The 21,986-nt window shown below is 42.8% G+C and carries 23 protein-coding genes, 1 pseudogene and 1 riboswitch; of the genes and pseudogenes, 14 read left to right on the top strand and 10 right to left on the bottom strand.

The window, feature by feature from the left end:
• Nucleotides 1-43 precede the first annotated feature (43 nt).
• Entirely contained in the window at nucleotides 44-1,909 is a 1,866-nt protein-coding gene (locus M1E09_RS17610; RefSeq protein WP_456272118.1) for a cation:proton antiporter, read from the top strand.
• A gap of 54 nt (nucleotides 1,910-1,963) precedes the next feature.
• Here M1E09_RS17610 and M1E09_RS17605 read toward each other — a convergent pair whose 3' ends face one another.
• Entirely contained in the window at nucleotides 1,964-2,092 is a 129-nt protein-coding gene (locus M1E09_RS17605) for a hypothetical protein (protein ID WP_456272117.1), read from the bottom strand.
• Nucleotides 2,093-2,140: 48 nt separating this feature from the next.
• Entirely contained in the window at nucleotides 2,141-2,863 is a 723-nt protein-coding gene (locus tag M1E09_RS17600) for a TspO/MBR family protein (protein ID WP_456272116.1), read from the bottom strand.
• Between the two features lie 226 nt (nucleotides 2,864-3,089).
• Between M1E09_RS17600 and M1E09_RS17595 the strand changes: the two genes are divergently transcribed.
• A complete protein-coding gene (locus tag M1E09_RS17595; RefSeq protein ID WP_456272115.1) occupies nucleotides 3,090-4,862 on the top strand; it encodes a M3 family oligoendopeptidase in 1,773 nt (590 codons plus the stop codon).
• A 147-nt stretch (nucleotides 4,863-5,009) separates the two neighbouring features.
• On the opposite strand, the gene M1E09_RS17590 is transcribed toward M1E09_RS17595, so the two are convergent.
• Together M1E09_RS17590 and M1E09_RS17585 are read right to left on the bottom strand one after the other, a co-directional pair.
• A complete protein-coding gene (locus M1E09_RS17590; protein ID WP_456275027.1) occupies nucleotides 5,010-5,405 on the bottom strand; it encodes a peptidoglycan-binding domain-containing protein in 396 nt (131 codons plus the stop codon).
• A 126-nt stretch (nucleotides 5,406-5,531) separates the two neighbouring features.
• A pseudogene (locus M1E09_RS17585) lies at nucleotides 5,532-6,053 on the bottom strand (peptidoglycan recognition protein family protein); the annotation flags it as partial.
• A 313-nt stretch (nucleotides 6,054-6,366) separates the two neighbouring features.
• Here M1E09_RS17585 and M1E09_RS17580 point away from each other — a divergent pair.
• From M1E09_RS17580 to M1E09_RS17560, 5 genes are all read left to right on the top strand, one after another.
• Nucleotides 6,367-6,711 (top strand): lmo0954 family membrane protein, encoded by a 345-nt coding sequence (locus M1E09_RS17580; protein ID WP_456272114.1) that lies wholly within the window; start codon nucleotides 6,367-6,369, stop codon nucleotides 6,709-6,711.
• Between the two features lie 305 nt (nucleotides 6,712-7,016).
• Complete coding sequence (locus tag M1E09_RS17575) at nucleotides 7,017-7,667, top strand: PspA/IM30 family protein (RefSeq protein ID WP_456272113.1); 651 nt, start codon at nucleotides 7,017-7,019, stop codon at nucleotides 7,665-7,667.
• 429 nt (nucleotides 7,668-8,096) lie between these two features.
• Nucleotides 8,097-8,828 carry a cell wall-active antibiotics response protein LiaF gene (gene liaF, locus M1E09_RS17570; protein ID WP_456272112.1) on the top strand — a complete coding sequence of 244 codons (732 nt, stop codon included), beginning with the start codon at nucleotides 8,097-8,099 and terminating at the stop codon, nucleotides 8,826-8,828.
• Complete coding sequence (locus M1E09_RS17565) at nucleotides 8,825-9,871, top strand: sensor histidine kinase (protein ID WP_456272111.1); 1,047 nt, start codon at nucleotides 8,825-8,827, stop codon at nucleotides 9,869-9,871. The genes liaF and M1E09_RS17565 overlap by 4 nt, the downstream gene beginning before the upstream one ends.
• Nucleotides 9,868-10,500 carry a response regulator gene (locus M1E09_RS17560; protein WP_456272110.1) on the top strand — a complete coding sequence of 211 codons (633 nt, stop codon included), beginning with the start codon at nucleotides 9,868-9,870 and terminating at the stop codon, nucleotides 10,498-10,500. Before M1E09_RS17565 ends, M1E09_RS17560 begins: the two co-directional genes overlap by 4 nt.
• A gap of 74 nt (nucleotides 10,501-10,574) precedes the next feature.
• On the opposite strand, the gene M1E09_RS17555 is transcribed toward M1E09_RS17560, so the two are convergent.
• Nucleotides 10,575-11,951 (bottom strand): amino acid permease, encoded by a 1,377-nt coding sequence (locus M1E09_RS17555; RefSeq protein ID WP_456272109.1) that lies wholly within the window; start codon nucleotides 11,949-11,951, stop codon nucleotides 10,575-10,577.
• Nucleotides 11,952-12,892: 941 nt separating this feature from the next.
• Here M1E09_RS17555 and M1E09_RS17550 point away from each other — a divergent pair.
• Nucleotides 12,893-13,432 (top strand): flavin reductase family protein, encoded by a 540-nt coding sequence (locus M1E09_RS17550; protein ID WP_456272108.1) that lies wholly within the window; start codon nucleotides 12,893-12,895, stop codon nucleotides 13,430-13,432.
• A 35-nt stretch (nucleotides 13,433-13,467) separates the two neighbouring features.
• Here the strand turns inward: M1E09_RS17550 and M1E09_RS17545 are convergent, their stop codons facing one another.
• Nucleotides 13,468-13,755 carry a hypothetical protein gene (locus M1E09_RS17545; protein WP_456272107.1) on the bottom strand — a complete coding sequence of 96 codons (288 nt, stop codon included), beginning with the start codon at nucleotides 13,753-13,755 and terminating at the stop codon, nucleotides 13,468-13,470.
• A 183-nt stretch (nucleotides 13,756-13,938) separates the two neighbouring features.
• Between M1E09_RS17545 and M1E09_RS17540 the strand changes: the two genes are divergently transcribed.
• Nucleotides 13,939-14,400, top strand: a complete 462-nt coding sequence (locus M1E09_RS17540) for a GyrI-like domain-containing protein (RefSeq protein WP_456272106.1) — start codon at nucleotides 13,939-13,941, stop codon at nucleotides 14,398-14,400.
• Nucleotides 14,401-14,434: 34 nt separating this feature from the next.
• Here the strand turns inward: M1E09_RS17540 and M1E09_RS17535 are convergent, their stop codons facing one another.
• The 4 genes from M1E09_RS17535 to M1E09_RS17520 form a co-directional block, all read right to left on the bottom strand.
• On the bottom strand, nucleotides 14,435-14,641 hold the full coding sequence (locus tag M1E09_RS17535; RefSeq protein ID WP_456272105.1) for a cation transporter: 207 nt from the start codon (nucleotides 14,639-14,641) through the stop codon (nucleotides 14,435-14,437).
• A gap of 174 nt (nucleotides 14,642-14,815) precedes the next feature.
• Complete coding sequence (locus tag M1E09_RS17530) at nucleotides 14,816-15,388, bottom strand: beta-class carbonic anhydrase (protein ID WP_456272104.1); 573 nt, start codon at nucleotides 15,386-15,388, stop codon at nucleotides 14,816-14,818.
• A 28-nt stretch (nucleotides 15,389-15,416) separates the two neighbouring features.
• Nucleotides 15,417-15,986 (bottom strand): hypothetical protein, encoded by a 570-nt coding sequence (locus M1E09_RS17525; protein WP_456272103.1) that lies wholly within the window; start codon nucleotides 15,984-15,986, stop codon nucleotides 15,417-15,419.
• Nucleotides 15,987-15,988: 2 nt separating this feature from the next.
• A complete protein-coding gene (locus M1E09_RS17520; protein ID WP_456272102.1) occupies nucleotides 15,989-16,657 on the bottom strand; it encodes a cobalamin B12-binding domain-containing protein in 669 nt (222 codons plus the stop codon).
• A gap of 194 nt (nucleotides 16,658-16,851) precedes the next feature.
• A riboswitch (PreQ1 riboswitch) is annotated at nucleotides 16,852-16,898 on the top strand.
• Nucleotides 16,899-17,009: 111 nt separating this feature from the next.
• Between M1E09_RS17520 and queF the strand changes: the two genes are divergently transcribed.
• The 5 genes from queF (at nucleotide 17,010) to abc-f (ending at nucleotide 21,954) form a co-directional block, all read left to right on the top strand.
• Nucleotides 17,010-17,507 carry a preQ(1) synthase gene (queF, locus tag M1E09_RS17515; RefSeq protein ID WP_456272101.1) on the top strand — a complete coding sequence of 166 codons (498 nt, stop codon included), beginning with the start codon at nucleotides 17,010-17,012 and terminating at the stop codon, nucleotides 17,505-17,507.
• Nucleotides 17,508-17,521: 14 nt separating this feature from the next.
• Entirely contained in the window at nucleotides 17,522-18,151 is a 630-nt protein-coding gene (locus M1E09_RS17510; RefSeq protein ID WP_456272100.1) for a queuosine precursor transporter, read from the top strand.
• Between the two features lie 392 nt (nucleotides 18,152-18,543).
• A complete protein-coding gene (locus M1E09_RS17505) occupies nucleotides 18,544-19,392 on the top strand; it encodes a YitT family protein (protein ID WP_456272099.1) in 849 nt (282 codons plus the stop codon).
• Nucleotides 19,393-19,749: 357 nt separating this feature from the next.
• Nucleotides 19,750-19,869 carry an RAxF-45 family protein gene (locus M1E09_RS17500; RefSeq protein WP_456272098.1) on the top strand — a complete coding sequence of 40 codons (120 nt, stop codon included), beginning with the start codon at nucleotides 19,750-19,752 and terminating at the stop codon, nucleotides 19,867-19,869.
• Nucleotides 19,870-20,064: 195 nt separating this feature from the next.
• Nucleotides 20,065-21,954, top strand: a complete 1,890-nt coding sequence (gene abc-f / locus M1E09_RS17495) for a ribosomal protection-like ABC-F family protein (protein ID WP_456272097.1) — start codon at nucleotides 20,065-20,067, stop codon at nucleotides 21,952-21,954.
• Nucleotides 21,955-21,986 lie beyond the last annotated feature (32 nt).

Below are 21,986 nucleotides of genomic sequence, written 5' to 3'. Positions count from 1 at the left end.
AGAATAGGCTTAAGTTTTGAATCCTTTTTAAAGGAGAGACTCAATGTTTCATTCGATATTATTCAACTTGATGCTGATCGGACTGCTGGGAATCTTATCGCAGTGGGCAGCCTGGCGGTTCAGGCTGCCGGCAATCGTTGTCATGTCCATTGTCGGCCTCCTGGCAGGCCCGTTTTTAGGAATCATTCATCCACAAGAAGAGTTTGGAGATTTATTTAAACCGATCATTTCGATGGCTGTTGCCATCATTTTATTCGAAGGCAGTCTGAATCTGGATTTCCGTGAAGTAAAAGGACTTGGAAAACCTGTATTTCGGATTGTCACCATCGGAGCTTTCCTTGCCTGGATCCTCGGATCATTGGGAGCCCACTATGTAGCAGGGCTTTCATGGGCTGTTTCGTTTGTCATCGGCGGATTGTTCATTGTGACCGGCCCAACGGTCATACTGCCGCTTTTAAGGCAGGCCAAACTAAAGCCGCGTCCTGCAGCCATATTAAAATGGGAAGGAATCGTAGTAGATCCCTTTGGAGCCCTTTTAGCCGTTTTTGCTTTTGAAATCATCCTGTTTTTAACCTCTGAAGAAGGAGCCGCCAATACGCTGCTGATGTTCTTTCTGGCTTCCCTTTTTGCAGTTGTATTCGGATGGCTGTGCGGCAGGGGGATCGGCTGGATGCTTGAGAAGGGCCATGTTCCCGAATTTTTGAAGTCTCCTGTCGTTTTTGTTGTGGTGCTTGCGTGTTTCACCATCTCGGATGAAATCACCCATGAGACCGGGCTCCTTGCAGTAACAGCAATGGGGATGACTTTGGCAAATATGCATATTTCCTCCATCGATGATATGCGCCATTTTAAAGAAAATATATCGGTGCTTTTGATTTCGACGATTTTCGTAATGCTGACCGCATCTCTGTCTCTGGAAACGTTGATCGAAATCTTTAATTGGAAAATTATAGGGTTTGTTCTGTTGATGCTCTTCGTTGTACGTCCGTTATCGATTTTCATTTCTACTATAGGAACGGATCTATCCTGGCAGGAAAAAACACTGGTCGGATGGATTGCCCCGAGAGGGATAGTGGCGCTGACCGTTTCAAGCTATTTTGCTTCGGTACTCCTTGATACAGGCTTTGAGGATGCGGCGGTTTTAACCTCAGTAACATTTGCCCTGGTGTTTGGGACTGTCACCGTCCATGGATTTTCAATCGGCTGGCTTGCCAAGAAGCTGGATCTTGCCATCAACGACAGGCCTGGTGTTCTGATTATAGGCGGAAGCAGTTTTACTACTGAGCTTGCAAAAATCTTTATGGAACTGAAGACACCCGTAATGATTGCAGATTCATCCTGGAAGAGGCTTTTCTCAGCAAGAAAGACCGGAGTGCCATTTTACAAAGGAGAAATACTGTCGGAACAAACGGAGTATCATATGGATTTAACCCCATATGAGTATTTGCTTGCTGCTACCGAAGTGGATTCTTATAACGCTCTGGTTTGTACCACATTTGTTCCTTCTATTGGTAGGAACAACCTCTTTCAGCTGACTTTGAAGGGGAAAAGAAGTGATGATATCGAGGACCTTGTCCATACTCTTGGCGGCAGGATCTTGTTCCAGGAGGATGCAACCTGGGATGAGCTGAACAAGAGGGTGGAACGAGGAGACATTATCAGAAAAACCAATATCACTGAAAAATATCCATTCGAAGAATATCTCCATGAAAGAGAAGAACATACCATCCTTCTCTTTGTTTTGAAACCTTCCGGGAAGGTCGAATTTTTCACTCCGGACGGATCTGCCAAGGCAGAAGCAGGAGATATTGTCGTCAGCCTGACTCAGCCTTGCAAAGAATATAACAAGATTCAAGAAAAACTGGTTGAGCAACGGGAAAAGCCGGCAAAGACAGAAAATGAGAATTAAATAAAATTTAAAAACGGATTCTTCCTGGTGGGAGAATCCGTTTTTAACTGCGATTTATTTTTTATGGTCCATTTTTTCAGCAAGCATCTGTTTAACCTGATTATAGGACAACCCGGATTGTGCATTAAGCCTTTTTACTTCCTCTATATCAGTTCCAGATGCCGTTACCTTCTTCTCTTGCATGGTAATATGGCCACCTCCATACTCCTATTTTGTTCAACAAGTAGTTAATTATGATTTTTTATGCCTCAAGAACAGGACTGCCAGAAAAATCAATAAGGCTACAGAATAACTTAAAGTTGAAAGTATGGGGTGCTGTTCCTGATTGTTAACACCAATCCCGATAACGGCCCAAACAAACACCAGGGGAAAAACCCAGTCATGTTGTTTGAATCTGAATGTGACTGCCAGACCCAATGCAGCTGCCAGGGACAGAATTGACCAGAAGGTATCACCTAATCCGAAACCGTTCCACTCGATATAAGTAAGGTAATAACTGATATTGGCGACCGAGGCCACGCTGATCCAGCCCAAGTAAATAGAAAAAGGAAGAACATCAAAAAAGTTTGATTTGAGGTCTTTCACCTTTCTGTAAATAATAATCAATGTAACGAGAAGGCACAGCATTACGATGACTGAAAGCAGGAAGTAGTTATAGTGCCACATGAAAATCCATGCCGTATTCAATAGGCAGGTAATGATGAAAAACGGACTGATTTGCTGATAATACTCTGAGTCCCGCTTCTTCTTAGGAATCTGCCTGATAATCCAGATGCCAAGGAGCAAATAAATCAGGCTCCATATGGAAAACACATATCCGGCAGGCGTGAAGAAGACATCAAGCCTGTTTGAAATCTCTCCGGTGCTTTGACCATTCAGTGGAAGTGTCACTGATAAAGTGTTGACGACCAGGACCAAAATAAATGATCCAATATTTAGAATAAGCTTGCCCACAATACACCCTCCATTCATTATAGTCAGTACTAATACTATTCCACCGTTATAACCTTGAAAACAAAAACGGGAGTATTGAGGCTTTTGGCGCAATTTTTTTAAAAAATCCAGAATACAATATTCGGTACATCAATCATTCATTAAAATAAAAGCAAGAAAAGTCGGAAAATGATAAACTGTAAATATACATATGTAGAATACATATTTAAAAGGGGAGATATATAAAATGACGTATTCTGATGTTTGGGATTTAGATGTATTTTTCGAGGGAGGAAGCAGCTCGCCTCAATTGAGGCAACACCTTGAAACACTGGATAAAAAAAGAAGTGCCTTTGCAGAAAAAGAAAAAGGATTTCGAGCACCAAGTTCGAAAGAAGACAGCGGGCAGGTAGCTGACTTGATTGAGGAAGCAAAGGAAGTAATGTTGTACCTTCGCCAAGCAGGAGCGTTTATCGGCTGTCTTGAAGCACAGGACATGAAGGACCGGAAAGCCAATGCTTTGCGCGGCGAGTTAACAACTGCAAGTGCGGAGTTCCAGGTTTCGTTTAACAGCTTTCAGCAAAAATTATCGGAAGCACCTGAAAACACTTGGAATGAACTTTTGCAAACAGAGGACCTTGGCCAATTGACATTTGTTCTTAATGAATGGCGTGAAAAAGCAAAAGACAAGCTGTCCAGCGAAGAGGAAGCCCTCATTCAGGCGCTATCCATCGATGGCTATCATGGCTGGGGACAAATGTATGACACGATTGTCGGCAGCATGGAGATCCCTTATGACGGAGAAATGCTTTCAATCGGGCAGGCCAATAACCTGAGTTCCCACCAGGATGAGAAAGTAAGAAAAGAAATATTCGACAGTCTTGAAAAAGCCTGGACAGACAAAGAAGAGCTATTCGCAAAGACATTGAACCATCTTGCCGGTTTCCGACTGAATGTCTATAAAAAACGTGGCTGGGATGAAGTATTGAAAGAGCCGCTTGAATATAACCGCATGAAGAAAGAAACTCTGGATGCAATGTGGGGAGCCATCACCAAGCATAAAGCACCTTTTGTAAAATACTTGGACCGCAAAGCCAAAATGCTCGGCAAAGAAAAAATGGACTGGTACAACATGGATGCACCGGTGGCAGAGTCAAATTCCACAATGTCCTATAATGAGGGAGCAGAATTCATCTTAAAGCATTTTGCGCGTTTCGGCGATGAAATGGCTCAGTTTGCCCAAAAAGCATTTGAAGACAGATGGATAGAAGCAGAAGATCGTGCAGGGAAGAGACCTGGCGGATTCTGTACATCATTTCCTCTGAGTGAACAGTCACGTATTTTCATGACATATTCAGGAAGCATGTCCAATGTTGCGACACTTGCCCATGAACTGGGCCACGCGTTCCATTCTTACGCTCTTAGGCCAATGCATACATTGAACCGAAACTATGCAATGAACGTGGCGGAAACGGCTTCCACGTTTGCAGAAATGATTGTTGCAGATGCAGCTGTGAAAGAAGCGCAAACAAAAGAAGAGAAAATCGCACTGGTTGAAGATAAATTGCAAAGAAGCGTTGCCTTCTTCATGAATATCCACGCCCGCTTCCTGTTTGAAACACGCTTCTATGAAGAACGCAAAGGTGGTCTCGTTTCAGCAGACAGGCTGAATGAATTGATGACAGAAGCACAGCAGGAAGCCTTCGCAGGAGCACTGGATGAAACTCATCCTCATTTCTGGGCATCCAAGCTTCATTTCTATATTTCCGGTGTGCCGTTCTATAACTTCCCGTACACATTCGGGTACCTGTTCTCACTCAGCATCTATGCAAAAGCGCTTGAAGCTGACGAGAATTATGAAGAAAAGTACATGGCGCTGCTTCGCGATACAGCTGTCATGAGCGTCGAAGAGCTGGCGATGAAACACCTTGGAGAAGACATCACGAAAGAAGCGTTCTGGGAAAAAGGAATCGCACTTTGTATCAATGATGTTGATGAATTTTTGAGCTTAACTGAATAATATAGTAAACCCGGTCCTGATTGGTGGACCGGGTTTTTTGCTGCTGCCGAAAAACTTGAGGTGCTGATATATTTTTGAAAATAGATGTTAGCTGATGCAAATTCGTTCGGATTTTAAGTTGTATCAAGGAATGAGTGTGGATACCTATTATGACTGCTCTTCAAGCTCCATCTGGATATATTTTCGTGTATTCGGCCCGTAAATACCGTCATTCTTCAGCTCGGCATATGTCTCCTGAAACCTTCTTATTGCATCCGCAGTCAACGGGCCATAGATCCCATCTATCGTTCCGGGGTCAAAGTTTATTTGCTTGAGTGCCCTCTGAACTAGGCGGACACCATTCCCTTCATCCCCTTCCTGCAAAATTCCACTTGGAAGAGGAAAATCATTTACAGGCTTACTGGTTGTTAAAAGTTGATTTAATTTTCCGAGGGTTTGCGTGCCTGCAAGGCCATCCACTCTGAGACCGTATTTCCGCTGAAACCTCATGACTGCCATTTCCGTTTCAGTGCCATATATTCCGTCGGCCCCAAATCGAGGCAACGGAATCCCGGCGCGAAGCAGTTTGTTTTGTACTTCTTTTACCAGCGGCCCTTCATCTCCTTCTCCTAAAGGCAGGCTCAGGGCCCCCCCGCTGGCGGCAGAGCCTGAGGAATCTCCATTTTGAAAATAAGTCGAATAAGCACTTTCTACATCCTGCAAAAATTCTTCCCACGAGATGCCATAACGATTAAGTGCATTTTGAGGGTCGGTCCTTCTGGAGGGATCCAGTGTGCTGTGGGCGACGATATCCTCGCGGGGGTTTAATCCATATTTATCAATTAGATAGGCATGGTACCAAACATACCTGTCATAGGCCCGATCAAAATTGATATTTCCGCCCCACGCAAGTTCCACCCCTATGGCATGGTCGTTAGCATCCGCCCCATACAGCCGGTTATCCGTATTGACATCATAGCGGACATGCCAGGCTTTCTCGCTCAGCGGAATGATTTCCAAAATATAATTATCGTCGATGAACGTATGTGCGGAAGCTGTCGGATCGACATTAGCAAAGTAATTTCGATTGGCATAAGCGGTAGAACCAGGATTTCCGGTATCATGGCTCACAATGAACTGGACATGCCCTAAAGCCTCTCCTGAACGGGAATTCCCCAAATCAATGTAATCACGTGTGATGTTGTATTTCATATCGTTCCTCCTAATTAATAATGAAACACTGGAAAGACGGCAGTAGTAAATCAACAAGATAGTATATGCATAGAGCAGAATGCCTGGCACATGAAGAATATGGTAAAAGATAAAAACCATGTCCACCCATGGTTTCCTGTCACCAAAGAAAAGCCAAGACTTAATCCATCTAAGCCTCAGGTCTTAGTCGAAAATAAAGCTCAGGCTCGTTATGAAAAATCCCTGAGAAAGGTACGATAGAGACAAGAAAACGGAAGAACAAAAATTCTTTCGAAAACAGGCTGAATATCCAGCCGCAAGGAGGAAGGAAGTTATGAAAAAGTTTGGTTTAGTTATTTTGGGAGGAATCGGGGCGATTGTGCTTCTGGCAAATATGGGGCCGATGATCGGCCTTGCGATCAGCCTGCTGATTCTTTACTACTCATTCAAGCAGTTTGTGAAAACAGATTCGACCTTTGCAAAAGTCATCTGGGCAATCATCGGGTTGGCGGCACTTAGTGCATCAGCATCCAATTTCCCGGCGATCATCGGCTTGGCTGCCATCTACCTGCTGTATGTGGTCTTCAAGAAGTGGAATGAAGAGAAGCCTGTAGTCATGGAAAGTGATGATCCATTCACAAACTTTGAAAAAGAATGGGCTAATTTGAAAAATAATTAAGTTCAAGGTTTTCAAAGGAAGTTAGTGATCTTGAATGTCACTATCCCATTCAGAGATTGCTTTTTAAAGTGAAAGGTAGTTGATTCTCTTAACTTTAGATGCCTGTTTTGTTTTACAGGACTGATTGGAGCGGAAGGTGTGCGATCTCCTGCGGGATTAGCGGGACAGGTGAGACCCCGCAGGCGAAGCTGAGGAGGCTCACCGCCCGCCCCGCGGAGTCGCGCACCTGGAGCGGAAATCAGTAACCATTTTCAAAAACGCAAATGTTTGAACACAATATCTTAATAACAAGGAGAGATTTTACAATGGCAAAATTATTTAACAGACTAAAAAACTCAATTACTTCTGATTTTCATGAAATGCTGGATGAAAAGGAGAAAAAGAATCCAATCGCATTGCTGAACCAGTACCTGCGTGAATGTGAAGCGGAAGTGGAAAAAGTGAGAAAGTTAGTTGAACGCCAGTACTTATTGAAGCAGGAGTTCATGAAAAAACTGGATGAGGCCCAAAAACTTGCAGATAAGAGAAGATACCAGGCTGAAGTTGCCTCCAATGCAGGTGAAACGGAGCTTTATAAATTTGCAATCAGTGAACATGAGCATTTTGCAGAAAGAGCAGAACGCATTGAGAGCTCTCTTAACGAAGCAAGCAGCGGGTTGGAAGACCTTGAGAAAAAATATGAAGAAATGAAGCATAAGCTTAAAGATATGTATATCAAGCGCATGGAATTGATGGGGCGTGAAAATATCGCCAGAGCGAATCACAGAATGAACAAAGTGCTGGAATCTACTGAGGGATATTCTGAAAAATCATTCTCCAGATTCGAGGAAATGGAAGCATACCTCGAGCGCCTGGAGCATGGTGTGAACACTGAATATTACCGGAACAGCATCGACGGCCGCATTGCTCAACTGGAAAAAGAGATGAAAAAAGAAGAAACCCATTCTATTTCATAGTAAAAACATGGTATTCTAAAAAGGCGCAGGACTCTGCGTCTTTTTAGAAGTTTATCAATGTCAATCAGAAAAGCGTTTGTTTTTCAAAAGGAGATTGTATTTCAGTATATTTATATCTTGCTTGCAAAGAATTGATCGGGGAAGAGTTACATCCTCCGGCGAGAAACAACAATACATTGAAACAGCAACATATATTGTGACCTTTAAAGAAGAGTTTCAGATGATTCCTAAAGGCTATTATCAAAAAAAATTTTCCTTTCTTTTATCCCTGTACTAGTTTCAGTGATTTCCGTTCTTCCTGAACGTAGGCGGAGTGGAAATCCATTCTTTTGAATCAGCCACAATCTTTGCGAAAAGAGCGTTGAAAAAACGTATTCGGAATGCATACTTCCACAAACAACTTATTAAAACCGAGAGGAGGATTCCCCCATGTTGAATAAATTCAGGACCGAAAGATTCAGTTGGATCTTATTAATCGGTGTGATCTTGCTGTTGTTTGAAATGTCCTTTTATGATGGGGGAGTTGTATTCTTTCTATTCATCACCTTTGGATGCATATATATAGGGAGAAAAAGACTTCCGAGAACGTCGGGGAAAATCTTATTCTGGTTTGGCGTCATCAGCCTTTCCCTTACCATATTGAATACTATGGCGTTCAGGTTCTTTCTGCTCGCTTTGCTTGTAATGATCATTCTCAGGTTTGCTGATTCAAAAAAGAATCCTGCCAAAGTAGAACCGCAGATAGAGCAGACATTGAATGATGGCGAAAAGCCTGTCTTCATAAAAAGAGCAAACTTGCAAAATGTCTGGTTTGGCCGCCAGCAAACACCTGAGCATGTATACGAATGGAATGATATCAATATTCAGGGCGGGATTGGTGATACTGTCATTGATTTGGGCAATACGGTTCTGCCTAAAGGAACATCTGTCATTTCTGTGCGCCACATACTCGGGAATATCGTGGTCATGGTGCCATATGATATAGAAGTCAGTATTCATCATAACGGCCTGGCCGGGGCTGTCACTATCTTTGACAGTGTTGAGCCAAAATCTTTTAACCAGTCGATCTACTATCAAACAAGTGACTATGACGGGTCTGCTCAGAAGGTGAAAATCATTACCTCTTTGGCTGTCGGGGATTTAGAGGTGAAAAGGATATGAGCCTTCTAAAGCGCATGGTATTCAGCAGCCTGGCATTGTCTATCGTTCTGCTGATTGTGTTCACTGCTTTATTTACATCCATTTTTCCACTGCCCGATTGGCGTTTTTTTATAAGAAAAGAAATCATGGATATTCCTTTGATCATTTATATCCCTGTCATTACAATCGTACTGGGGATCGCCGCCGGAATATGGTCAGCCCTGCCTGTCCGAAAAAAGCTCAATGAGATAAAGTCGGGAGTCATGGATATTGAACAGGGACGCTCCCTTGATCCAAACCAGTCCTTTAATGTTGCAGAATTAGCTTCCGTTTGGGAGGGGCTTGTTAAAATTCAAGAACAAATCAATAAGAGAACGAAGCAGTCTCAAAAGCTGGTCAATGAAAAAGCTGAAGAGCAGGAAAAGCGGATTCAGGAAATCGTATCACAGGAACGAAACCGTCTGGCAAGGGAACTTCACGACTCTGTCAGCCAGCAGTTATTTGCCGCCTCCATGATGATGTCTGCCATAACGGAGACGAAAAGCGGGGAATCGAATCCCAGAGAGGCTAAACAACTGAAAATGGTTGAAGAAATGATCCATCAATCTCAGCTTGAAATGAGAGCGCTTCTTCTTCATTTAAGACCGGTTGCGTTAAAAGGAAAGACACTGCAAGAAGGAATTAAGGAGCTTTTGGTGGAATTATCTAATAAAGTGCCAATGGAAGTTGACTGGAAAGTAGAGGAAATCAGCCTTGATAAAGGAATCGAGGACCATCTCTTCCGAATCCTTCAAGAATCAGTATCCAACACACTCAGACATTCCAAGGCCTCTTCCCTGGAAGTACTATTAATCAAGCGGGATTCACTCGTCATTCTTAGAGTCATGGATGATGGCATCGGCTTTGACAGCGAAGTAGAAAAAACAGGTTCATACGGCTTGCAGAATATGCAGGAGCGCGCATTGGAAATTGGCGGTTCATTCAAGATTGTCAGTGTGCCAAACAAAGGAACAAGGCTTGAAGTGAAAGTTCCTATGGTGGAAGCAGAGGGTGATAAAGAATGATAAGAGTATTGTTTGTAGATGATCATGAAATGGTAAGAATCGGGGTGTCTTCGTATCTAACCGCACAGCCTGATATTGAGGTGGTGGCGGAAGCGGATGACGGAAGTGCCGCAATAGAGCTTGCGCTCGAACATAGACCAGACATAATTCTAATGGATCTGGTCATGAAAGAAATGGATGGCATCGAGGCTACCCGGCGAATCATCGAAAAGTGGCCGGAAGCCAAGATCATCATCGTGACAAGTTTTCTTGATGATGATAAAGTTTATCCGGCTCTGGAAGCAGGCGCTACAAGCTATATGTTAAAGACATCAAAAGCAAGTGAAATTGCTGATGCAGTCCGCGCCACTTACGAAGGGCAGACCATACTGGAACCTGAAGTGACCGGCAAGATGATGTTGAAGATGAGGGGCAGAAGTACGGCGCAGCCTCACGAAGAGCTGACAAACCGCGAAATGGAAATCCTGCTGCTGATGGCAGAGGGGAAAACGAATCAGGAAATTGCTGATGAGTTATTCATCGCATTAAAAACGGTTAAGACACATGTAAGCAATATTCTTGGAAAATTGAATGTGGCAGACCGGACCCAGGCTGTGATTTATGCGTTCAAGCATGCGCTGGTGGAATGAAAAATCCTGTACAACTTCTTGTGCAGGATTTTTTCTATTAAAGTTGAAATTTATGTGCAAATAATAAGGGATATTCATCCACTGGATGCCTGCTCTTTATTCCACTTTTTCTTTTTCATAATAAAGGCAGCGATCGCTATCAGAGCAACCAGAATCAGGCTGATGAAGAAGCCAAGCCTTATTTCTTTTTCCATTATCGTTCCGCTCACTGCAGCCAAAATGAGTATCATGCCAGCAATGGCAAGCACTTTAGCCCAAATTTTACTTTCAAGTATTTTTAGGGCGGAAATGATGATGAACGCCCAGTTATATAGTATGAGGATACCTGCGGCTGTTGTAATATATTCATAAATTTTCCCAGGGACGAGCAGGGCGGTAATAACAGATAGGAGAAGGCCAATTGCAGCCAAGCCTAAAGAAGGAAGGGGTAGTTTTTTGAACTTTTTTAATTTCTTTGAAAAGAGTTTTGGAGCATCTCCTTCTTTGGACATTGTGACAAGTAGATTCGTGACGCCAAACAGGGCTGCTGTCATCGTCGAAAACCCGGCAATAATAATGGCTCCGTTGAATACATGCGGGAAAAATGCCAGATTGCTGCCACCCAACGCTGTCACAAACGGACTTTCATCCGGAGTGAATTTTTCAAACGGAACAAGCAGAACTGCCAGCCCAAGTGAGAGAACATAGATGATCAAAAGCAGGATGAGCATGATTTTCCCTGCTTTCGGAGCGTCCTCTTTTTTTTTCAACTGCATCGCCATCAGCCCGATAACTTCTATTCCTCCGTACGCATAGAATGCATAAATCAAGGAAGACCAAAAACCCTTATATCCTTCTGGAAACAGCTTTCCCATGGAAGAAGGAAAGTCAGGCTTGTCCCCTCCGCCGTTAATCCAGCCGAAATAAGCCGCCGCAGCCAGGATGATGAACATGATGATTGCGGCAGTTTTAATAACGGCTAGAATATCTTCTACCTTATCAAAGCCTTTTGTTCCTAATAAAACAACGAAAATGGAGAGTATGGCATATCCAGCTGCAAAGACCCATAGCGGAACCTTTTCAAACCAAAATTGGGACAATAGCGAAAGCGCCATGAGCTGGCTTCCCATGATCAATATATTAGATGACCAATAATTCCACCCGCAGCTGAAGCTTGCCCATTTTCCATATGCTTTCCCCGCGTAGTAACAAAATGAACCTTCTTGAGGATCTTCGGCTGTCATTTTAGCAAGAAGATTAAAAACGATATAAGTTCCGATTGCAGCCAAAATAAATGCAAAAACGATCGATGGCCCGGTATTTTTAATTCCGATACTCGACCCAAGAAAGTAACCGGTGCCAATCGTACAACCAACCCCCATGAGTGACAGCTGCCACCATTTTAAATCTCCGCCGCCCGAACCGCTACTTTTGCTTTGTGCCCCGTTCCCGGGACTGCAGGTATTCCCCATAATAATCCTCCTCTAATAATCAGACAATCAGTCAACTCTATATTGTGCATTAGGTTAAATGAATATTAAAGGTAAAATCATCCGCGCAAGTGGTAGTGCTGAGCTTCTCTGCTCAAATGGCAATTTAAGGGCGTTTGTATTGCCACCTGGCTGTTTGGACGTCGGTGCAGCTGGCAAATAGGAGAGGTTTGTAAACCATCTAGCTGTATGGACGTCGGTGCAGCCGGTACATAAGAGAGGTTTGTAAACCATCTAGCTGTATGGACGTCGGTGCAGCTGGTACAAAAGAGAGGTTTGTAAACCATCTAGCTGTATGGACGTCGGTGCAGCTGGTACAAAAGAGAGGTTTGTAAACCATCTAGCTCAATGGACGTCGGTGCAGCTGGCAAATAAGAGCGTTTTATATACCATCTAGCTCAATGGACGTCGGTGCAGCAGGCAAATAAGAGCGTTTTATATACCATCTAGCTCAATGGATGTCGGTGCAGCTGGTACATAAGAGAGGTTTATAAACCATCTAGCTCAATGGACGTCGGTGCAGCTGGCAAATAAGAGCGTTTTATATACCATCTAGCTGTATGAACGCCGCCCCAGCTGGCAAATAGGAGCGTTTTATAAACCATCTAGCTCAATGAACGCCGCCCCAGCTGGTACAAAAGAGAGGTTTGTAAACCACCTAGCTCAATGAACGCCGCCCCAGCTGGCAAATAGGAGCGTTTTATAAACCACCCAGCTCAATGAACGCCGTCCCAGCAGGCAAATAAGAGCGTTTTAAATACCATCTAGCTGTATGAACGCCGCCCCAGCTGGCCAAAAAGAGCGATTTATATATCATCCAGCTCTTTGATCATCCGAGAGTGAAACAATGACAGACATTTCAGAAGTATGTGATAATGGAAGCGAGGTGATAACCGATGAGGAAGTTACAGGAGAAGACAATAATGCACAGTTATCCGGGAATGGTCGCACTGGTTACAGTGTCACATGATGGAGAAGATAATATCATGGCTGCAGGCTGGCATTCCTACATTTCTTATTCGCCGCCAATCTATGGGGTGGCAATAGGTAGTGAAAGGCATACTCATCAGCTGGTGAAAGATGCCGGAACGTTTGCCATCAACTTTCTGAAGGCAGAGGATGCGAAGTTCATCCAGGAGGCGGGAGTATACTCAGGGAGTGATACCAATAAATTAGCCCTGGGCCAAATGAAGTTTGACAGAGGAATACATACCAATGCTCCAATTCTTAAGGATGCTTATGTAGCGTATGAATGTAAAACGATGGATGTCAATTCATATGGAGATCATGATTGGTTCGTAGCAGATATCAAAGCTTTTTACCGTGATGACAATCTTTTCAATGAGAAGGGACTGCCTGATTTTGAGAAGTTATCCATTCCTCTGTATCTTGGAAGATCGCTTTATGCGGTCATGGACAGCTCAAGTAAAATAGAGGACCATGAGGTAAAGGACAAGAAATGAAAACAAGCCGGATAGTTGAGTATCCGGCCTCCTCATTACTCCATTCCTGGAGCTTTTTTAATTTCGAGGATCAATACGATTGCTGCGATACCGTGGGTGAACATCCGGACATAAGGGAAGAAATTTGTGAATGAAGCGATGACACCCAGAGCACTGCCGAGTACAGGCTGGTCCTCAGACTTGGATATAAGTAAGACACATCCATGCCAAACAGCTATAAAACAAAGGTAAAAAGGCATCAGTTCAGAAGCTATGGTACCGAATACAGGTAAAGCGAGGAACAGTTCAATAGAGAAAGACAGCCATTTTATGCGTGAAAGCAAAACACCCACCTCCTTCTCATTACAATATGATGAAAGATGAATAGTGGTGTATGGAAAAAATGAATGACGAGGTCAAAATTAACAAACAACAATTTTCTTATGAAAGAGCCATAAAAATGAAGGATACTCAAAGGAGAAACGGGAATTTCTTACTATTACCTAATTAAATAGAGGAGAAAATCGATGGAGCCAAAAATAATAAAAAGAGATGGATTTAAAGCACTCGGATTCAAGTGGCAGGGGACGTTTGAAGAAGCATCACAAGGAGGCATCCAAAAGCTATTCGCCCAACTGAGAGACGTTTCCGAAAGTATTGAGAATAAGGTGGAGCCGGGGATTGTAAAAGGATTATCTTATCATAATCTTAGCAATGGACTTACATTTTACCTATGTTATGAAGTAAGCGAGATTGAGGACATAGAATACGGTTTGGATATCATTGAAGTCCCTGCCTATACGTATGCAGCAATGGAACATGAAGGAACAGAAATTATGCAGTCTTACCAGGCTCTTTACAGCTGGATTGAAGAAAGTGAATACAGCCTGGACCAGCAGATTCTTGAACATCTTGAAGAATACCCATCTGATTATGATCCTGCTGAAGATGATTTGAAATTGAAGATATATATTCCGGTAAAAGTGTAAAAAAAGAATCCCGCCCACGCGGGATTTTTTCTGCTTATCTAAGATGCATGCCGAGCTGCTGTATTTTTTGTTCAACCTCATGCGGTGTGATTTTTGCCTGGTCATATGTAACCTTCACTTCTCCAACTGCCGTGTCAACAAGCGCTCTTTCAATTCCGTTTAGATCCAGTAAAGCGGTTTCGAGCGTCTGGATCGAAGCCCTGTTTGTTGCTTCCTTAACATATAGCGTCATTTCTTCCATTTGGAATCCTCCTTTCGACTTGTAGTGTACTAATGTATATATACCCAGTTTTGCAGAATGTATGTGAGTGTCCATGGGGCAGACTGAAAAAACTCCTATCCGGCTGAGTATTGTATAGACAATAGGAAAAATAAAAAAGAACAGCCATTAGCAGCTGTTCTTCAAACTTAAAGTCTATTGCTTAGTCTCTTCATACCCGGAAGCCACAAGGTCCAGTTTACCTGTTGCGGGATCGATGACCAGTCCATGAATAGGTACCTCTGAATGCATCAGCGGGTGGTTGCGGATCATTTTCACACTGTGTGCAACGCTATCTTCGACACTTTGGAAACCTTTGAGCCATTCATCAAGGTTGATCCCAGCATACTCAAGGGTATCGAATGTATCTTCGCTGATGCCCCTTTCTTTCATGCTTGCCTTAACTTTATCCGCACTCAAGCCGCCCATGCCGCAATCATGATGTCCGATGACAAGGACTTCATCTGCCTGAAGTTCATAAACAGCTAGAAGAAGGCTTCTCATGATACTGCCAAATGGGTGTGAAACAACTGCACCTGCATTGCGGACAATTTTCACATCACCGTTTTTCATGTTGATGGATTTTGTCACAAGTTCGACAAGGCGTGTATCCATGCAAGTCAGGATTACAAGTCGCTTGTCAGGAAATTTCGTCGTGGCATAAGGCTCGTACATTTTTTCAGAAACAAATTTTTCATTAAAGGATAAAATATCATTCAAAAGAGACATACGGATAACCTCCATCTTAAGTTAAGTATCATTTTATATTATTTTTAAGTGTTTTTTCAATTATTGCACATTTTCTTAGCAAATGCTTTTTGGATTCAGGCAGGCTGCCTCCCAATTCTGATTGCAGATGTCTAAGCTGTTTTACAGCTTCCTCGATATTGTTTTCCTGATGCCGGATTTTATCAGCGGCTGTATCCAGGTGGAACGAACTGGGGTGAAGCTGCTTCTGGATTGTGTCCTCCTGATTGGGATTCCAGAGATGCTTTTGGATCCTGTCCAGCTTTTTGGAGATATCTGAGTAGTTTTTCGCTTTACTGATAAGGGCAACATAATACTTTTGCTTCATTTCGGCAAACTGAAAATAGGCATCATAAAGAACAGGCATAGGGGGATTTTCCCTTGATTTGATATTGATCTCTAACGTACCCGACATATGGCGATGAAAGTATTTAGAAAACTTCGTGCTGCTTTCCTCTTCAATCATATCGAGAAAGCTGGTACCTTGTATCATCTTTGATCCCGATTCGGATGCATCAAGGATCGAAAGTTTGGCATCCAAGATGAAAAACGGCACAGGAACATAGTGGATTTCTTCCATTATCATTCTCCTTCAGGCAGTACTGGTGCATTTTTCTTCAATCCGTTCCTTGCGAAAGTTTCAATATCTCTTAGATCGTTACAAAGATGGACATTTCCGATTCCGAATTCTTCGAGATTATACAGTGAGACGACTCTTCCTCCGATGAGAATTTTAACATCCTCCTCAAACTGTCCGATCAAAGTTAAGCAATCTTTCAGTTTGGGCAAAAGCGGTGAAAGTGAAATCGATATTCCGATGACATCAGGTTTCCACTTGCGGATGAACTTGGTGACTTCTTCAGTGGGCACACTGGAACCCAGAAATTTGACGTTCCAATTGGATTCCCTGAATACATCTGAAACCATCTTTAATCCGAGGGAATGCTGTTCACCTTCAATACAGAAGAGCAGAATGGAAGGGGATTGTTTCAAAAGGCCGGGGTGTACAAGCTGGTAGCGCAGCTGAGTCATGAGGTAATCGATGCTAGCTGTTGCCAAGTGTTCTTCTGCAACGGTGATTTTATTCTTCTCCCAAAGTTCACCGACCCTTTCCATGACTGGCTTTAAAAGTTTTTCATAAAATTCTATAGTAGAAAGTGATTGTTCATGGTTCTCCTGGTACCATTTATGAATCTCAGGAAGATCTCCGGCAATCGCCAATTCGGTTAGTTTTCTCACTTGTGTTTGCAAAGGAGACACTCCATTAATATGACTTGTAATCATCTTAACATGATTTTGATTATTATACTTATTCTAGTACGTTAAGCAGTAAATGAAAAGCAGGAGTGCAACCTGCAGACAAACCGTTTCCAAATTTTTCGTCATGTTGACAATTCATTCACGCTGCCATACTATTATAGTAATAAATTAAATAGTTTCCTATCGAAGGAGAGGTTCATAGCCCAAACCCTCTATAAAAAACTATGGATGAGTCTTACATTTCGTGACCATATCCATGCCGGATATGGTTTTTTATTTTTCTCATCACATTGGACTGGCTGTGATTTCTCCTAATAGGTACCAATATAAGGAGGATTTTTTTATGTCTGGAAGAAAAGATGAAGAACTGCAAGATGTAACATTACTGGGAAATCAGGGGACAGATTACTTATTTGAATATGCACCACAAGTGCTGGAAACGTTTGAAAACCAGCATCCTAATAGAGATTATTTCGTGAAATTCAATTGTCCGGAATTCACAAGCCTCTGTCCGAAAACAAGGCAGCCTGATTTTGCGACCATTTATATCAGCTATATTCCTGATATCAAAATGGTGGAGAGCAAGTCACTTAAGCTCTATCTATTCAGCTTCCGAAATCATGGGGACTTCCATGAGGACTGCATGAATATCATCATGAACGACCTGATCGAATTGATGGACCCTAGATACATCGAGGTATGGGGCAAATTCACGCCACGAGGCGGTATTTCCATCGATCCTTATTGCAACTATGGTAAACCAGGCACGAAATTTGAAAAAATGGCTGATTACCGGATGATGAACCACGACCTTTATCCGGAAACTATCGATAACCGTTAAGGAGGTTTGACAGGATGCTGATTTATTTAAACTCTCTCTTTGTCGGTTTATTGATTCTTTCGAATATATTAGCTGTGAAACTGTTCAGCCTTGGTGAATGGGCTGTACTTCCGGCTGCGGTCATTGTTTATGTATTCACCTACCCAATTACAGATGTCATCGGGGAAGTGTACGGGAAAGACGCTGCACGGGCAACGGTGAGAGCGGGACTGCTTACGCAAGTCTTTGCTCTGATCTTTATTGCGGCTGCCATCAACTTGCCGTCTGCACCATTCTTTGAAATGCAAACAGAGTTCGAATCTATCTTGAGCGGCAGCTTCCGTATTACGTTAGCAAGCCTGATCTCATACTTCATCAGCCAGAACCTGGATGTTTCTGTGTTCCACAAGTTAAAAGCCAAACATGGCAATGACAAATTGTGGCTGCGCAATAACTCTTCTACATTGTTGAGCCAGCTGGCAGACACGACAATTTTTATCACAATAGCATTCTTCGGTACTATGCCGCTGACTGCATTGCTTGCTTTGATCGGTACTCAATATTTGTTCAAGCTGGTTGTGGCCATTGTCGATACACCGATTGTTTACCTGCTGGTGCGCTTCGCCCGTAAAGAAAAGGATAGCGGAGTCAGCTTGGCGGGGTAATCCTTAAAACCATCCATTTTGGGTGGTTTTTTTTTCGCATTTTATCCCTTTTAGAGGATAGAAAAAAATCCACTTTTCATTAAACATCAGTGAAAACCTTTGCAATTTTTTAAATAATTAAACCTTATGAATATCCCTTTACAAAGGTATCTATGACCTTTATAATCCCGTTGTCTACGAAAATAATTATTCTATTTTTCAAAGGTAAGAAACATAAAAATTTGGATTTAGAAAAAGTAGCGGTTCTGAATCCAGCTCCAGCGCCTAGCCCCTCGGGTCATAAGCCAATCCGTCAAGAAGGTTAAAGAGCAACCTTCTCGCCGGCTTGTCTTATGCCTGTTGAGGCTGAACAAGGCGCTTGCGCTTTTTTTAATATAAAGGAGGTTGCGGTGATGCGAAAAAAGCTGATGTCATTCTTTCTGATGAACCTGGGTGCTTTTTTTGTTGCGGTGAATGTGCATTTCTTTCTTTCACCTAATAATTTGGCGACAGGGGGAGTCAGCGGTTTATCTATCCTGCTGAATTATGTGATGCCGGGCATGTCGATCGGGATGTTCATGATCCTTGTGAATATCGTGTTGTTTATTATCGGGATCATCTTTCTGGGTTTCAGTTTCGGAACAAAGACAGTTTATGCCAGTTTCGCTTTATCTGGATATGTATGGCTGCTTGAAGCAGCAGCACCGATTGAAGCCCCGCTGAGCGATGACATTCTCATCCAGCTGATCATCGGGCAATGCATTGCTGCAACCGGTATGGCGCTTGTTTTTAACCAAAAAGCATCTACCGGCGGAACGGACATCATCGCCATGATTCTAAATAAATACTTCAATATTGAAATTGGACGGGCTGTCCTGTTTTCCGACCTTGCGATTGCCTTGTCTTCCACTTTCTTGTTCGGGACTCAGGTCGGAATGTATGCGTTCTTTGGAGTAATTTTGAATGGATTGGTTATTGATTACACGTTGCAGCAGTTTAATACGAATAAAGAAGTCGTCATCATCAGCAAAGAAAGTGATGAAATCCGTACCTATATTGTCAAAGAGCTTGGCAAAGGCGCGACGATCCATACTGCTAAAGGTGCCTTTACTTCAGACAGCAAAGAAGTGATCACAACCATCCTAGGCAGAAAAGACTTTTCAAAATTGAAGAGCTTCATAACAGAAGTCGACCAGACAGCATTTATCACGGTGCATAACATGAATGAAATACTAGGCCAAAACTTCAAACGCCTGGTTTAAAAAAAGGGATTCGCTCAACAGCAGCGAATCCCTTTAATATTTTGCGGTCATAATCCAGATACAACAAAAAACCAGCCTCTTTCTCGTACCTGCGCAGGTTAATCTGATTATTGTGCAATACAAGAACCAAATCAGAGCTGCATTACGGAAGAAGCCAGCTGTTAGAAAGGATGGACAGAACTATAGCGTTTTAAACATTTTAAGAACAACTTCTTTTTCTAAAACAGAAGTGGCACTGAAGGAAACCAGCTTAGTAACCAGGCAATTGAATCAAATTCAAAAAACACTTGAATTAAGTTTTCGAAAAATTGTATACTAATTATGTAACTATTGAATTTTAAGGAGGTGTGTATTGAGATGAAAAGTTCTGTCGGGTTGCACGGTCAATTTTTAGAATATATCTACATTTGCCGCGCAATTTTTCATGGTTTTGCTTACAACGGGATACGTATGCCCTTTTTTAGCAATTCCATATAGAACAGAACAGTAAGAGGTCTCAATACCCACACTTTTATAGAAACGGGAGGAGAGCGCGTCATGCTCTCCTTTTTATATACCCGATTTTATTGTAAAAGCCATGGTATAAGTCTTACTTATACATGGCTTTTTTCTATACAGAGATCCTCTTACTCATTATAAAAAAATAATGAGATCAAGAAAGGATAGAGATAAATGATAATATGCAGCGTACAGCAAATCAGTAAAATGTTCGGAGGAAACCTGGTTTTTGAAAACTTATCTTTTGAAGTGCATGAAGGAGACAGAGTCGGTTTTGTCGGCCGCAATGGGAGTGGAAAGACGACAGTATTCAAGTTGATTGCAGGTGTTGAACAGCCTGACACAGGGGAAATCCATTTTAAGAAGGGAGCCCAAATTGGCTACTTATCACAGATTCCCCAGTATGAGGACGCGATGAGCGGGGAGGATGTCTTAAAATCTGCATTCTCAGAGCTGATCGATATGGAAAGACGATTGAAGGAACTCGAAGCAAAAATGGGAACAGAAGAGGATGCTGATAAACTTCAGCGCATGCTGGAAGAGTATGGGCCCCTGCAAGATAAATTTACTCTTGGCGGCGGCTACGAAATAGAATCTGAAATGGCGAAAGTCGCAAATGGGCTGGAAATCACAGACTTGCTGGACAAGAGATTCAACTCATTAAGTGGAGGCGAACAAACCAAAATCTGCCTGGGGCTCATTCTCCTGAAGAAGCCTGACCTTCTGCTGCTTGATGAACCGACCAACCATCTTGATATCGGGGCGGTTGAGTGGCTTGAAAGTTTTCTGAAGGATTACAGCGGATCGGTAATGGTCATATCGCATGACCGTTACTTCCTGGATGAAACCATCAATAAAGTGATTGACCTGGAGGATGGAGAGGTTTGTCTCTATCATACGAATTATTCGCAGTTCATCAAGGAAAAAGAAGAAAAGCTGCTGCTCGAGTTCCAGCACTATCAAGAGCAGCAGAGAAAAATAAAGAAGATGAGAGAAGCAATCAAAAGGCTCCGCGAGTGGGCAAACCAGGCAAATCCGCCGAATGCTGCCCTTCATAAAAGGGCCAGAAATATGGAGAGGGCTTTGGAGAGGATGGAAAAACTGAAGCGGCCTGTTCTAGAACGGAAGAAGATGGGACTTGAGTTTGAGAATGGAGACCGCAGCGGCAAAGTGGTTTTTACAATGAAAGAAGTTCAGAAATCCTTCGCTGACAAAACACTCTTTCAAAATGCCTCCCTCGATGTCCATTTTAAAGACCGGACGGCTATTGTCGGGAAAAATGGAACGGGCAAATCGACGATCATTAAGCTGCTCCTTGGCGATATGAAGCAGGATGAAGGAGAAGTAAGAGTAGGCAGCAACGTTAAGACGGGTTACCTGTCACAGCATTTCACCATTGCCGATCCGCACATGAGGCTGATTGACGCTTTCAGAGAGGAAGTTGCGGTAACAGAAGGAGAGGCAAGGCATATTCTTGCCGGATTCTTATTTTATGGAGGAGCTGTGTTCCGGAAAGTCGGACAGTTAAGCGGAGGAGAGAAAATGCGTCTTCGCCTGGCTCAGTTGATGCATCAGGATATTAACTTCCTTGTATTGGATGAACCGACAAATCATTTGGACATCGATTCACGAGAAGTCCTTGAAGATGCTTTAGAGAGTTTCAGCGGAACAATCCTTGCTGTCTCTCATGACAGGTACTTCCTCAATAAGCTTTTTGATAAGACCTATTGGATCCATAAGCAGAACTTATATTTCTTCCCGGGCGGCTATACGTGGGCGAAAGAAAAGCTGAATGAATTTTCTTTAAGAGAAGAGCCCGAAATAATGGAGGCAAAGCCAAAAGTAAAGCAGGAAACGAAAGCGAAGGCTAAAGAGGAGAAAACCGCCATTTCAATCGATAAATTGGAAGAGGAGCTTCTCGTTATAGAAGCCGAGTTATCCACGATCGAGCATCAGCTTTTACAGGAAACCGATCTTGATGCTCTTCAAAAGCTTTATTCTGAAAAAGAAATGAAGGAACAAGAAAGAGATACCAAGTATGCGTCTCTTGAACAGCTTCTATAATGACCGATGTGCTCTGATAAGTTTCGGATTTT

The sequence above is a fragment of the Bacillus sp. AK031 genome, from assembly GCF_053903065.1.
This window is presented reverse-complemented; position numbering and strand designations above follow the sequence as displayed.